Origin of the sequence: Paenarthrobacter sp. NCHU4564, assembly GCF_052156435.1 — a bacterium.
In the GTDB taxonomy this organism is placed as follows: Bacteria; Actinomycetota; Actinomycetes; order Actinomycetales; family Micrococcaceae; genus Arthrobacter.
The window spans coordinates 63,023-76,858 of the sequence record NZ_JBQLIS010000015.1 but is presented as its reverse complement, the minus strand read 5'-3'; the positions used below and the strand labels follow the sequence as shown (position 1 = coordinate 76,858).

The window sequence follows — 13,836 nt, the reverse complement described above, 5'->3', positions numbered from 1 at the left end:
GTCTGCGCAATAAGGGCCCCGTAGTTATCAAGTTTGAGGTGCATCTTGGGCTCATGGCCTGCTTATGGACAGATGCCGGGGTCCTCACCCAGATCACCCAGTCACAACGGAACCGCGCTTGGGCAGCCACGGAAGTCTTGGATGAAGTGGATCGCCTCAACCGCCGGCTGGCAGGTCGCGACATCTGAAGCGAGGGCCGCGCCCGGTTCGATGGCTAGCTGCACACTCGATGGCGGGCAACGTCCAACACGCAGCTAGGCATCGAATCGGCGAAGCGTTTCCAGCCCGATTCGCGTCCCGTCGGGGAACACGAAATCACCGTCCTCGTACCGAACGCCCGCGTCCACCGAAGTACCTCCCGCACCGGCGAGAAGTACGACGGCGGCGTAGTCGCCGTCGTACGCGGGCCCGGCGGTTCCCACCCAGGGGATGGTGAGTTCCGAACCCATCGGGTGCGCGCCGGAGCGGACGAATGTCCCGGAGTCATCCAGGACATTGCCGAAACCGGACACAGCCTGGACCGAGCTCACCACCGACGATGCCGCATCCACGGGCCATCCACCGATCTGCAGCCGGGCGCGCGACTCAGAGCCGGAAGCCCCGGAAACCCGCACCAGCCTCAACTCAACGGCACCGCGGGTCACCGACACCAGCCTCACGGAAGGCCCGGCAGTTGCCGTGCCGGAGACGCCGCTGCCGTGATCCGGACCGGCGTCGGGATCGGGAGTGATCCAGTGGGCTGTGAACCGGGATGCCCCCACGGAGAGGCCATCTGCGGAGAAAGTTCCGAGGTGCTCAAATCCGGTCCGATGGGTCAGTGCGCCATCCGGCCCAACAAACACCACTGCATTGTCCACGGACTCGGGCGTGAGATCCGGAAATGTGTGCGTCGAGTAGCCAATCCGGGCATACAGGGGAGAATCCGCCAGAGCAGCCCCGGGTATGGCATGGTCCGTTCCATGGTTCCGGATCCGCACCACGCCGTCGGCAACAGTCCCGTCCACCTGCCAAGCGGGAGCGGCAATGATCCGCTGGGTGTCCCCGGTTTCAACGGGCAATGGGGCTTCCACCGACGTCCAGGCCGGGTGGTCGGCGGGCAGTGCCAAGCCGAGCATCCCCTTGGCTGCCCAGTATGGCGATCCGAACCCGGAGTACGCCTGCTTCATGCCCGGGAACTCCCCGTGGAAGCCGATGGACAGCAGCCCGTCGGAGGTGATGGAGCCGTGCCGGACGAAGTAGTCGAGCATCCCCGAGGACGCCCGCCGTGCCAAGCCGGGAGCCAGTCGCGTGTGCCCGGACAACTCCCCCACCCAGAACGACGCCGCCGCTGCGAACCGGTAGATCAGGCTGCGGCCCTGGATCAACGGAGCACCGTTGGAACCCACAAGGTAGGAGAAGTCGTCCAGGAAATCAGCCAGCCGGTCGCCGTCGAGCTTCTTGCGGGCGGTGACGCGCGGATCGTCAGGCGCCATCAACGCCCAGAGCTGCGGGTACACCTGGAAGGCCCAGCCCACGTAATGGTCGTAGGCGCGCTCGGGACCGTCGGCGAACCAGCCGCCGCCGCGATAGAGGGAGTCGTGGATGGCGAGCCCGGCGTCGATATCCTCCTCGGAGTACCGGCCGCCCACGGAAGCCAGGAATGTCTCCACCACAATCTGGAACCACACCCAGTTGATGGGCGGATACTCCTCGCCGATCACGGTTTCGAACCAGGCGATGAGTTGCTCCTGTACGCGCTGCGACAGCTTGTCCCACAGCACGTCGCGGGTCAGCGCCAAACCAACGGCCAACGACGCCGCCTCCACCTTCGCCTGCCCCAACTCGCCTGGCGTAGGCCACCGGTCGGGATTTGCGGGGTTAGTCCCGGCATCGAGCCCGGCCGCGTACCACTCGGCGATCCAGCCGGTGTTCCCGGGGTCTCCGGCGATCCGGAACGAGGCCAGGAGGAACGTCCGGGCGAAGGCTTCGAGCGAGTCACTTCCCCGTCCATACCGGCTGTTCGGTCCGGGCAGGTAGATATTGGCGTGATCGTCGGAACCGAAGCGGTGGGCGGAGCGCAAAAGGTAGTCCGCGGAGGCATTCCAGTGCGCACGGGTCAAGCCCGTGTACGGGGAAAGCCGGTGGTCCAAAGGAGGCAGTTCAAGGGCCATTACAGTGCTTCCTCCATGACAACGCGCGGAGCCCCGACGGACGACTCCCGGACAATCAGCTCAGGGTTCAGGTCGACCCGGTGCACCGGCCGCATCCTTCCTTCAGCCAACCGCGCTGCCATGAGCTGTACCGCGACCTTTCCCACGTAGCTCTTGGGAGGCCGCACTGCCGAGATAGCGGGCTCGGCGAGGTAGGCGACCTCGTCGTCATAACCAACGATTGCCATTGAACCCGGCACGTCCACGCCGCGGTCCACGCAGTGCTGGACAAACGCGACGGCCTGGGTGTCAGAATGCACCAGCATGGCCGTGGTCCCCGATGCACGGCACAGTTCCAGCACGCGGTCGAAGTGCTTGGCGCGGTCGCCATTATCAAGCTTGGCCGAGTCCTCATGAATGGACTTCTCCAACGGAATCTTCAAAGCGTTCATGGCCTGCGTCCAGCCGCGGACCACGTGCGGGCTGGTGGGGCTGGTGGAATCGGTGAGGCATCCGATCATTCGGTGCCCTTCCTGCCACAGATGCCGCACGGCCATGCCCGCACCGAACGCGTGGTCTGTGGCCACCCATTCGAGCTTATGCGCAGGGATCTCCAACGGCGCCCGACGCTCGGCAAGGATCACCGGAATGGGCAGGGCGTTGAGCCAGCGGAGCAGTTCCTTGCCGTGTTCCCCGCCCATGTCCGGAGCCACGATCAGCCCGTCGATGTTCTGGGTATCGAGCAACGCCTGCACTTGCCGACGGTTGTCGGCGGCGTCGTAGGCCGAGCCGCGGACCACGATCCTGAGGTTCTGAACTTCGGCCTCGCCGCGGGCACCGCTGATGACCTGTGGCCAGTAGTAGTCCAACGATGGAACCACCATGCCGATGGAGTAGCTGTGGGATGTGGTCCGCCCCGCAGTGGATCGGTCCAGCGGGCTGGGCAACGTCGCGCCGCCGTGCACGCGGGACACGAGCCCTTCGTCAGCCAGGATGTTCACGTCGCGCCGGATGGTCAACTCGCTCACGCCCAGTTTGGCGGCGATGTCGCGGACTGTGATGGCCCCGTGCGCGCGCAGTTCCTCCATCAGCCGTTCGCGACGCTGCAGCGAAAACAGCGACTTCCCGCCGGATTCCGGACTCGATTCAGTGCTCATGTGTTGCCTCCAAAGTGAGGGTGAATGCGCCCGATGCGCGGTTGTCGGAGGGCATGCGGAACCGCAGCCGGGTCAGTTTTTCTCCCCAGATCTCGCCCAGCAGCGGATCGTCCAGATGCCATTCGTCCACAAGTACGACGGCGGTTGCGGGCTTCCAGCGCAGCTGGACTCCGCGGCCACCCGCCACAGTGGGGATGCCTTCAGGGGTGATGGTCGCCGTCGCGTCCTGGCCCAAGCGGGCGGTGCCGGCTACGAGGTAGGTGATGTCGACGTCGTGCGTTCCATCAGGTGGGGGCGACGGCAGGTTCCAGCGGTCATCGATGACGACTGTCCCGGCCTCGCGGTTCAGCAAGGACGTGCGGATCCATTGCTCGGCGTGACCCAGTCCGTAGGCAAGGCCGAGCCCGAGGGCCAGCGTGGGTTCTCCCGGAGTTGGCTCCTGGAGGACGGAAGCGGCGAACTCCCTGCCTGTTCCCTGCTCGAGCCCGAAAGGCGCCGGGACGTTGTGCCAACCGCTCTGCATGGCCCTGATCCTGTAGCGGTCCGGCCCGAACGTTTGCGCAGTGTAGGTGGGCTGGCCGGCGTCGACCAGCAAGGGAATTCCGTCCATGGCAACCACCACAGAACCGACGTCGCGGTGGTTGTGGTGTTCGCCGTTGTGCCCACCCTTGGCCGCGAGGGTGAACCCCTTCGTGGAGCCGGGAGTTTGCCGGGCCAACATGATCTGCACGGACGGCAGCCACGTCACCCAACTGGGTCGCATTTGTGCGCGTTCTGAGCCCTCAAAACGCGCACAAGTGCGACCCAGTTGGGTGAGGGAGGTGAGGACGCGGCCCAGTCCTGAAGCGGGGTCCGGCTCAGCCCGGGTCAAGGCGGCAGCGAGGGTAGCGGTTTCCGGATCCCCAAAGCGCCCGGCCCAGGTCTGAAGCATGTCCCACGGGAGCGAGCCGGCCGCGCGGGCAGGACCATCGGCAACATTAAGGAACCACGAATCACCCAAGTGCATGCTGCCGGGGAATGCAACGAGCGCACGAACCACCGGGAGATCAGGATCGAGCCCGGCGGCCTCGTCAAGCAGGGCAAGACCCTCCAAGGCGCGACCGGCCCCGTTCCACCAGTAGGCGAAGCCCTCATCAATGGCCCCGTCAGCCGGGATGGAAGCGAGGAACCGGTCCAGGCCCTCGATGCAGCGGGCAATGACCGTGGCCTGCAGCCCGGCGTCATCAACCAAAAGCAACGCGGCCGTGATGATGTTCGAATGGATCCAGGGGTTCCAGTTGTGGACGTCCCCGTTGAGGCCAAGCCAGTGCCAGTCGAGGCGATCCAGGAAGGGCCGGATTACTCGCTCGTGTGCTTCCAGCCGGAGTCGTTTCCGCAGGCCAGGTGCCCGATGATCCAGATCATCGCCCAGGATGTGGTCCAGCCAGGCAAGCTGCGCCACCACTTCTCCGGCGCCCAGATCAAGGTACGGGCGGGAACGGTCCGGGACAACCTCGCCGGTATGGGTGTACACGTCGTCGTGCGCCGCCCAACTCCAGGAGCTCTGCTCGCACAGGAGGTAGGCGCCATCGATCACCTCGTCCAGCCAGCCCTCACCTGAATCGGCCCCTTGGATGGCCGCCATCACGACGGCGCGCGTCAGCCGCTGCTGCCGGGCCGCCACGAGTCCTTCATACGCCGTGCGGTTTCCGTCGCGGAAGTAGCGCGCGTAGTGCGAAACCAGCGGTTGTGGCCAAGGGGTGCCCTTCTCGGCCTTCGCCTGCCCAGCCAGCGCCGAAATGCGATCCGGAGCGATGAGGCGCCACCCGCCGTCGCGCGCTGGACGCACGGTGAGCCGTGAGCGGGTGCCGCGAAGCGAGGAGACCAGAGCCGGAACGGACGCCTCGGGGCCCCATGCGGTACGCAGCGGCGGCGGGTCGACGGTGACGGCGCCGGGAGGTTTTGCCATGGCTTTCTTCTCTCATGTGTTCGAATCTGAACGTATTAGATCAAGCTCGATTGAGTTGAATGAACTGTCTTGTTCATGAGTATGTACTGATTATTAGATGTGATGCAACACATAAATAACCGGTCGAACAGACCGGACGAGAATCCGAAGGGAGGGTCCCTGAATGTCGCTCAAGCCCCAGGCACTGCTGGTCATGAATAGCGGAACCTTTGCTGACCAGTTCGATTCCACACGACTGGAGCGGCTGGCAGGAATGGTGGAACTTGGCGATCAGGCGTGGACGGATACCCTCGACGCAGCCGAACTCGCGGGCCGGCTTGAAGAGGTGGAAATCCTCCTCACCAGCTGGGGAGTTCCCCGGCTGACAGCCGAACGCCTGGAACGCATGCCCAAGCTCAGGGCAGTGTTCCACTGTGCAGGAACGGTCCGCAGCTTTGTCAGCGAGGAATTGTGGGACCGCGGCATCACCGTGACCAACGGCGCGGACGCCAATGCCATCCCGGTTGCGGAGTTCACGTTCGCCTCGATCGTGCTCGCCGGGAAAAAGGCACACGTCCTGGCCAATGACGCCCGCACGTTCCGCGATGACTGGGACTATGTGTCGGCCCGGGGCGAACTGGGCAACATCGGTCGCGTGGTGGGCATCGTAGGATTCTCCCGCATTGGCCGCCGCGTAGTGAACCTCGTCCAACAACTGCAGGACGCCACATGCCTGGTCAGCGATCCACATGCCAACCCGGTTGAGGTCGCTGCCGCTGGTGGCAGGTTGGTGACGCTGGAGGAACTGCTCCGGAAGTCCGACGTCGTCAGTATCCACGCGCCTGCCTTGCCGGAAACCCGGAACATGATCAGCACCGCGGAACTGCAGGCCATGAAGGATCACGCAACACTGATCAACACCGCCCGCGGCTCCTTGGTGGACACGGCAGCGCTGGAGGTCGAATGCCAAAAGGGCCGCATCACCGCCCTGCTGGACGTCACCGAACCGGAACCACTCCCGGCGGGCTCGGTCCTGTATGACCTGCCCAACGTGGTCATCACGCCACACATCGCCGGCTCGCTCGGCACGGAAACCCGGCGGATGTCCGACGCCGCCCTGGATGACCTTGAACGGTACCTCGCCGGAAAGGACCTCCTGGCCCAAGTAGTACACGCGGACCTGGGCCTCAGCGCCTAGGTCCGCAAGAACCAGACCGCCGCAGGTGCGGCAGACTTAAAACCAGTACCAAAGGAGAACGCAATGAAGCGCACCACCCTCGCCGCAATCGCCCTTGCGGTGACTGCCGGACTTGGACTCACCGGCTGTGCAGGCGCCGCCGGCCCCGCAGACCAGCCGGCCGCCAACGGCAAAACCAAGCTGACCGTGTCCGTCTGGAACTACGAAGGAACCCCGGAGTTCAAGGCGCTGTTCGACAGTTATGAGGCTGCCAACCCGAACGTCGACATCGAACCGGTGGACATCCTGGCTGACGACTACCCGCAGAAGGTCACCACCATGCTGGCCGGCGGGGACACCACGGACGTCCTCACCATGAAGAACGTCATCGACTACTCCCGCTATGCCAACAACGGCCAGCTGCAGGAGATCAACAGCGTGGTGGACAAGGTGGGCAAGGACAACCTCGCTGGCCTGGATGCCTTCGACATGAACGGCAAATACTACGCAGCCCCCTACCGCCAGGACTTCTGGCTCCTGTACTACAACAAGGACCTGCTCAAGGCCGCCGGCGTGGAGGATCCCCAGGACCTGACCTGGGACGAGTACACCGCCCTGGCCAAGAAACTCACCACTACCGGCGCGGACGGCAAGAAGGTCTACGGAACGTACCACCACATCTGGCGCTCGGTGGTTGAAGCAATTTCCGCTGCCCAGAACGGCCAGGACCAGAACAGCGGCGATTACGGCTACTTCGAGGACCAGTACAACACTGCCCTGGACCTGCAGAAGTCCGGCGCCACCCTGGACTACGGCACTGCCAAGAGCCAGAAGACCAGCTACCGCACCATGTTTGAAACCGGCCAGGCAGCCATGATGCCCATGGGCACCTGGTACATCGCCGGTATCCTGCAGGCCAAGAAGGACGGCAAGTCGAACGTCAACTGGGGCTTGGCCCCCATGCCGCAGAAGAACGACGACGGCAAGGTCACCACGTTCGGTTCGCCCACGGCCTTCGCCGTGAACAAGAACGCGGTCCACACCGAGGAAGCGAAGAAGTTCATCGAATGGGCTGCCGGTGAAGAGGGCGCCAAGGCGATCTCCAAGATCGGTGTTGTCCCGGCCCTGCAGAACGATGCCGTGAAGGACGCCTACTTCGCGCTGGACGGTATGCCCACGGATGAGCTCTCCAAGAAGGCGTTCACCCCTGACACCACCGCCCTCGAAATGCCGGTCAGTGACAAGTCCGCAGCAACGGACAAGATCCTCAACCAGGAGCACGATCTGATCATGGTGGGTGAGCGCTCCGTCACCGACGGCATCGCTGAGATGGGCAAGCGCGTCAAGAGCGAAGTCCTCGGCCAGTAAGGCCCGTTATGAGTACAGAAACAATCTCCAAGCCCGTTGCCCCGGCTGTTGCCGGCCGGGGCAACAGGAAGCAGGCCAGGCGCAACACCCTGATCGGCTGGACGTTCATCCTCCCGAACTTCGTTGGCTTCCTGGCTTTCACCCTGGTTCCGGTCCTCGCGGCGTTCGCTCTTTCCTTCATGGAGTGGACGTCCTTCAGCGCCCCCAAGTGGGTGGGCCTGGCGAACTTCCAACGCATGTTCGCCTCCGACTCCTTCTGGATCGCGCTGCGCAACACGGTGGTTTACGCTATCGGCCACGTTCCGCTGACCATGGCCCTGGCCCTGATCCTGGCAATGCTGCTGAACCGCAAGCTCAAGGGCATCGGCTTTTTCCGTGTCGCGATCTTCTTCCCTTACATCACCTCACTGGTTGCGGTAGCTGTTGTGTGGAACATGCTGTTCAGCCCGGACAACGGACCCATCAACCAGTTCCTCCACGCAGTCGGCATAGCCAACGCACCGGGCTGGACTTCCAGCTCGGACTGGGCACTGCCGGCAGTCATCATCACCAGCGTGTGGCGGGACATGGGCTACTACATGGTCCTGTACCTGGCCGGACTCCAGGCCATCCCAACGGAACTCTACGAGGCGGCCGAAGTGGACGGCGCCAGCGCCTGGCAGCGCTTCTGGAACGTCACCATCCCGTCCCTGCGGCCCACCACGTTCTTCGTGGTGGTCATGCTGACGGTCTCCAGCTTCAAGGTCTTCGACCTGATCGTGGTCATGACCAACGGTGGCCCCGGCCGGTCCACCACGGTCCTTTCACAGCTCATCTACCAGGAGGGCATCGGCGAGGGTAAGTTCGGCTACTCCTCGGCAATCTCGCTGGTCCTGTTCCTCATCGTCCTGACGGTCACCGTCCTGCAATTCAAGATCCAACAGCGGAGGGAACGCTGATGACCAACATGGCCGAAGACCTCAAGGCCGAGGCCCGCTTCGCCGGGTCGGGCCTGCCACCTGCCGCCGCGGAAGACCGCCGTCGTACGGTCCGCAAGCGCTCCCCGCGCGAGCAGAAGAAACGGACCGCCAACATCATCATCTACGGCGTGCTGGTGGTCCTGGTGGTGGCGCTCATGGTGCCGTTCATCTGGATGGTCTCCTCCTCGCTGAAGGAGAACAACCAGGTCCTCACCGTCCCCATCCAGTGGATCCCCACCGAATTCGTGTGGAGCAACTACACGGACATCTGGACCCGCATCCCCATGATGGGCTACCTGCAGAACTCCCTCTACCTGTCGGTGATCATCACCTGCCTGCAGGTGCTGACGGGCTCGCTGGCCGCCTACGGTTTCTCCAAGGTCCGCTTCCCCGGCAGGGACGTGCTGTTCCTGGCCTACATCGGCACCATCGCCGTTCCATGGCAGGCCTACATGGTTCCGCAGTACATCATGATGCAGCAGCTCGGTTTGACGAACAGCTTCAACGCCCTGATCCTGCTCCAGGCCTTCGGCGCGTTCGGGGTGTTCCTGATGCGCCAGTACTACATGACCATCCCGGACGAACTCTGCGAAGCCGCCCGGATCGATGGACTCAGTGAGTACGGCATCTGGGCCCGCGTGATCCTGCCCCTGTCCAAGCCTGCCCTGGCCAGCCTGGCGCTGCTGACCTTCGTGAACACCTGGAACGACTACATGGGCCCGTTCATCTACCTCACATCCAACCGCCTCTGGACCGTCCAGCTCGGCCTGCGCTCATTCGTGGGCCAGTTCGACGCCGAGTACGCCATGATCATGACCGGCTCGGTGATCTCCGTGATCCCGATCCTCATCATCTTCCTGATCGGCCAGCGCTACTTCATCCAAGGCATCGCCACGAGCGGCATGAAGGGATGAGCACCTTGCGTGCTTCCCGCAAGCGCCGCTGGTCAGGGCCGGGATTCGAAGCCTTCGGCAGCATCTTCGGTTTCGTCTACACGTTCCTGGCCGGCAACGTACTGCTGGCCGTCGCCAACGCGCCGCTGGTGCTCTGCCTCTCCCTGGTGGCAGACCCGGCGGCCGCGTGGCCGTTCTTCCTGGCCCTCTCGATCACCATCGCCCCTTCCCTCGCCGGTCTCTTCGCGGCCTTCCGCTCGCTGAACGACGACGGCGGCGCGGTCAAGCCGGTAGCGGCGTTCCTTTCCGGATACAAGCGCAGTTTCACGAAGGTCGCACCGGTGGGACTCGGCGCGGTTGCCCTGTTGTTGTTCCTCGGCATGGACCTGATAGCCGTGCAAACGGTTCCGGGTGCCTCGCTGTTGCTGCCGCTCATTGTCGTAGCAGCCGCCATGACGGTGAGCCTGGCAGTGACGGCGATCGCCGGCGTCGTACTCCTGCCCGAGGCGAGGTTGAAAAGCATCCTGAAGGCCTCCCTCTACCTGGTGGTGCAGCGCTGGTACCTGAGCCTGGCCATGCTGGTGCTCCTGGGCATCATCATCTCCGCAGCCGTACTGCAGCCCGTGCTGGGCATTGCGCTGGCACCGGCCCCGCTGCTGTTCGTGATCTGGAGCAACGCCTCGTTCGCTTTCCACGCCGTGCTCCGCACTCCCTAGCTTCCCGAGGACTCTTTTGGACACCTTCGCAATCGGCGATCAGGATTTCCTCCTGAACCATCAGCCCTTCCGCATCCTGTCCGGTGCCATCCACTACTTCCGCGTCCACCCGGACCTTTGGGCTGACCGCATCCACAAAGCACGGCTCATGGGGCTCAACACCATTGAGACGTACGTGCCCTGGAACGAGCACTCTCCGGCTCCTGGTTCTTTCCGCACCCACGGCGGGCTGGACCTGGGCCGGTTCCTCGACCTGGTGGCGGCTGAGGGGATGCGGGCGATCGTGCGTCCGGGTCCGTACATCTGCGCCGAGTGGGACAACGGAGGCTTGCCTGCGTGGCTCTTTACCGATCCTTCCGTGGGCGTCCGGAGCAGCGAGCCGGCCTACCTCGCCGCGGTCACTGCGTACATGGAGTCCGTGCTGGAACTGGTGGTGCCTCGGCAGATCTCCCACGGCGGACCAGTGATCCTCCTCCAGATCGAGAACGAGTACGGAGCCTACGGGACGGACAAGGCCTACCTCCAGCACTTGGTTGATGTGGCGGAGCGTTCGGGCGTGGACGTTCCGCTGTTCACCTGTGATCAGCCGGTTGGGACCATGATCGAGGACGGATCACTGCCGGAGCTGCACAAGACAGGAACGTTCGGTTCGCGTGCAGAGGAGCGGCTCGCCATCCTGCGGGAACGCCAACCCACTGGGCCCCTGATGTGTGCCGAGTTCTGGAACGGCTGGTTCGACAACTGGGGAACGCACCACCACACCACCGACGCCGGTGCTGCCGCCGCCGAACTGGACGCGCTGCTGTCTGCGGGAGCTTCGGTGAATATCTACATGTTCCACGGTGGCACCAACTTCGGTTTCACCAACGGAGCCAATGACAAGGGCATCTACGAGCCGACCATCACGTCGTACGATTACGATGCTCCGCTGTCCGAAGACGGTCATACGACGGAGAAGTATTTTGCGTTCCGGGATGTCATTGCGAAGCATTTCCCGGTGCCGGCGGAAGTACCTGCCGGGCGTACCCCGGCCGCTGCAGGCGTGGTGACGGTGGACCGTGCGGCACCGTTGTCCTTTGTCCCTTTGGCTCCTGTGGCAGGCCCCGTTCCGCCGGTCGAAGTCACCGGCCAGTACCGCGGATTCCATCTCTACGAGACATCCCTGAACCGCGGCGGAGTTTTGTCATTCACCGAAGTGCGTGACCGTGCGCAGTTCTTCCTCAATAACGTCCCCATTGGTGTATTGAGCCGCGAACTGGGCGAGCGCTCCCTGGTGATTCCCGGCGGCGGCCGGCTTCGTGTCCTGTTGGAGGACCAGGGACGCGTCAATTATGGTCAGCGAATCGGCGAGGCGAAGGGCCTGATCGGGCCGGCGTTGCTGGACGGTTCCGAGGTGCTGGATTGGGAGCTCGGCGCTGTTGACCTGGCGAACTTGGATGGGTTCCGTACTGCCGCTGAACCCTTGGACGGGCCGGCGGTTGCGGGCCCGTCCATGGCCTTCGGCACCTTTGAGGCGGACGGACCGGGTGACCGCTTCCTCCGGCTCGACGGCTGGACCAAGGGCAACGCGTTCATCAACGGTTTCAATCTGGGCCGCTACTGGAGCCGCGGACCACAACGCACCCTCTACGTACCCGGGCCGCTGATCCGCAAAGGCACCAACGAGCTCGCTGTCCTGGAACTGCACGGAAGCGCGACGCGCGAGGTGCGTTTCGCCGTCGCGCCTGACCTGGGCCCCGACGAAAAGTAAAACGCTCTCTCACATAACGTCCCCTGTTGACGATCGCTCTCTCACCGGATGAGAGAGCGTTCGGGTTTAAGGGTGGTGATGTGAGAGAGCGTTGGGGGTGGTGCTAGCCGCGGCAGAGTTCGCCGTACTTGGTGCCGGCTTCCTGGTAGGCAGCGGACAGTTCGCCCATCTTCGCTTCGTCGCGGTGGTCCTCGTCCTTCACCAACTCGTCCGAGTATTCAAGGATTGCCTTGACCACGGGCTTCATGTCCTCGGAGGCTACGGGCTCGATGGGACGGATTGCATTGGCAACACGGATGGTTGCGGTCTTGCTGGCGTTGCTCGGGAGGCTGGCGACGGCGACACCCACCCGGTCACAGGTTTCAGCGGTGGTCAGCTGCGGCGAAGAGCAGGCGGAGGCCGTGGCAAGCAGCCCGGCAGCGATCAGGACAGTGGTGAGTTTCTTCATGTTTCCCTCAGTGGTCGACGTCCCTTTGATTGTAGTCAGAGTGTTGAGCCGCGTGTGCCGCTTTGACTTCGGATGCCCCGCCGGGCTGCCCTAGGCTGGGTGCCATGGCGATCCTTCACAAAGCAACCCTGTCCCCCACCAAGCTCGAACTCATCGCAGGCTACCTGCCCAAGCAGCCGTGGTTCATCCAGGACGGCACCCCGGAACTCGTGGGTGCGTACCGCTTTGACGATCCCGCCGGGGAGGTAGGACTTGAGACGCATGTGGTTGCCGCAGGCGACCGCATCTACCAGGTTCCGCTCAGTTACCGGGGCTACGAACTGGCCGGCGCCGAGGAATGGCTCGTCGGCACCATGGAGCACTCCGTGCTGGGCAAACGCTGGGTGTACGACGCCTGTGCAGATCCCGTTTATGTCAAAGCCCTGGCAACAGCCATCCTCACCGGCCAGGAACAGGCGGAGCAATTCGTGGACAACAACGGCACCTTGGAACCGCGGCCCAGCACGGTTTCGGTGAAAGGCAGCGGCACGCTCGACGGCGGTGTCCCCACCGTCAGCGCCTCGGCGCCGGTTTCAGGCAGCGGAGTGACCGTCATCGATGCAGGAGGACTCCGACTGAAGATCGCCCGGGTAGTGGACGTCCCCGCTGAGCTGTCTTCCGCCTCCGCGGCAGCACCTGAACTCCACCACGAGCTCACGCTGCAGGGCACGTGGGAAGGCCTGGAAGGACCAGTCGAACTGGCCGCCGTAGTCCGCAACTGAGGAACGCCGCCTGTTCGCCGCCGAAAGGGCAGCGTAGGCTGGCAACGGGGCCATCAACCGACGTGAGGGGTTCACGTGTATAAAGCGCAAGACATCATTCCCGCAGTCCAGGACGTTGCAGGCGAGTGGGTAAGGCACGCGGCGGAGGGAACGTCATCACAAACAGATGCCGTGGTGAGGTGGGCCTTGGGCCGCATCAACCATGCCGACGTTCCCGGCGTGGTCCATGGTGTGGTGCTTACGCTCACCGGTAACCGCAAATCCGCCAGGAAAGCCCGACGAACTGCTGCGAAGGCCGTGGTCAAGGCAAGCCGGGCGCTGCGCTCGCAGGCCGGGAGGACACAGGCATTGAGCAGAAGCGCAGCCCGGTTTGGCGCTGCACCGGCCCGCCCGTCGCGGCCTGCGCGCTGGCTGATCTTCCTTTCAGCCGCAGGTATCGGTGCGGCTGCGGTGGTTTTCTGGCGGATGTTGATGCCGCCGGGGGAACCTGCCCCGGTGAAGCCCACCGAGCAGGCGTCGGGTGGCGAGGTCCCACCCGAGACGTACTGAAG

Annotated in this window: 12 protein-coding genes; 8 read left to right on the top strand and 4 right to left on the bottom strand. The window is 64.0% G+C overall.

Features of this window, described 5'->3' with window-relative positions:
• Positions 1 to 254: 254 nt before the first annotated feature.
• The 3 genes from ACSVIE_RS15350 to ACSVIE_RS15340 are packed head-to-tail and all read right to left on the bottom strand — an operon-like array spanning position 255 to position 5,234.
• The gene (locus ACSVIE_RS15350) at positions 255 to 2,150 is read right to left on the bottom strand and encodes a DUF2264 domain-containing protein (protein WP_442424408.1); all 1,896 of its coding nucleotides are present in this window, start codon (positions 2,148 to 2,150) and stop codon (positions 255 to 257) included.
• The gene (locus tag ACSVIE_RS15345) at positions 2,150 to 3,286 is read right to left on the bottom strand and encodes a LacI family DNA-binding transcriptional regulator (protein ID WP_442424407.1); all 1,137 of its coding nucleotides are present in this window, start codon (positions 3,284 to 3,286) and stop codon (positions 2,150 to 2,152) included. Before ACSVIE_RS15345 ends, ACSVIE_RS15350 begins: the two co-directional genes overlap by 1 nt.
• Positions 3,276 to 5,234, bottom strand: coding sequence for a heparinase (locus ACSVIE_RS15340; RefSeq protein ID WP_442424406.1), 1,959 nt, complete (start codon positions 5,232 to 5,234; stop codon positions 3,276 to 3,278). Before ACSVIE_RS15340 ends, ACSVIE_RS15345 begins: the two co-directional genes overlap by 11 nt.
• 163 nt (positions 5,235 to 5,397) lie before the next feature.
• Here ACSVIE_RS15340 and ACSVIE_RS15335 point away from each other — a divergent pair, with 163 nt between their 5' ends.
• The 6 genes from ACSVIE_RS15335 to ACSVIE_RS15310 all read left to right on the top strand — a co-directional run bounded on the left by ACSVIE_RS15335 (position 5,398) and on the right by ACSVIE_RS15310 (position 12,076).
• Positions 5,398 to 6,411, top strand: a complete 1,014-nt coding sequence (locus ACSVIE_RS15335; protein ID WP_442424405.1) for a hydroxyacid dehydrogenase — start codon at positions 5,398 to 5,400, stop codon at positions 6,409 to 6,411.
• A 63-nt stretch (positions 6,412 to 6,474) separates the two neighbouring features.
• Complete coding sequence (locus ACSVIE_RS15330) at positions 6,475 to 7,758, top strand: ABC transporter substrate-binding protein (protein ID WP_426004271.1); 1,284 nt, start codon at positions 6,475 to 6,477, stop codon at positions 7,756 to 7,758.
• 8 nt (positions 7,759 to 7,766) lie between these two features.
• Positions 7,767 to 8,696 (top strand): carbohydrate ABC transporter permease, encoded by a 930-nt coding sequence (locus ACSVIE_RS15325; protein ID WP_442424404.1) that lies wholly within the window; start codon positions 7,767 to 7,769, stop codon positions 8,694 to 8,696.
• Positions 8,696 to 9,631 (top strand): carbohydrate ABC transporter permease, encoded by a 936-nt coding sequence (locus ACSVIE_RS15320; protein WP_426004273.1) that lies wholly within the window; start codon positions 8,696 to 8,698, stop codon positions 9,629 to 9,631. The genes ACSVIE_RS15325 and ACSVIE_RS15320 overlap by 1 nt, the downstream gene beginning before the upstream one ends.
• A complete protein-coding gene (locus ACSVIE_RS15315) occupies positions 9,628 to 10,326 on the top strand; it encodes a DUF624 domain-containing protein (RefSeq protein WP_426004274.1) in 699 nt (232 codons plus the stop codon). Before ACSVIE_RS15320 ends, ACSVIE_RS15315 begins: the two co-directional genes overlap by 4 nt.
• Before the next feature lie 16 nt (positions 10,327 to 10,342).
• Positions 10,343 to 12,076, top strand: coding sequence for a glycoside hydrolase family 35 protein (locus ACSVIE_RS15310; protein WP_426004275.1), 1,734 nt, complete (start codon positions 10,343 to 10,345; stop codon positions 12,074 to 12,076).
• A 103-nt stretch (positions 12,077 to 12,179) separates the two neighbouring features.
• Here the strand turns inward: ACSVIE_RS15310 and ACSVIE_RS15305 are convergent, their stop codons facing one another.
• Positions 12,180 to 12,524 carry a hypothetical protein gene (locus ACSVIE_RS15305; RefSeq protein WP_442424403.1) on the bottom strand — a complete coding sequence of 115 codons (345 nt, stop codon included), beginning with the start codon at positions 12,522 to 12,524 and terminating at the stop codon, positions 12,180 to 12,182.
• A 104-nt stretch (positions 12,525 to 12,628) separates the two neighbouring features.
• On the opposite strand from ACSVIE_RS15305, the gene ACSVIE_RS15300 reads away from it, so the two are divergent.
• Together ACSVIE_RS15300 and ACSVIE_RS15295 are read left to right on the top strand one after the other, a co-directional pair.
• Complete coding sequence (locus ACSVIE_RS15300; RefSeq protein WP_442424402.1) at positions 12,629 to 13,285, top strand: CG0192-related protein; 657 nt, start codon at positions 12,629 to 12,631, stop codon at positions 13,283 to 13,285.
• 75 nt (positions 13,286 to 13,360) lie between these two features.
• Complete coding sequence (locus ACSVIE_RS15295; RefSeq protein ID WP_426004279.1) at positions 13,361 to 13,834, top strand: hypothetical protein; 474 nt, start codon at positions 13,361 to 13,363, stop codon at positions 13,832 to 13,834.
• The last annotated feature ends 2 nt before the right edge of the window (positions 13,835 to 13,836 follow it).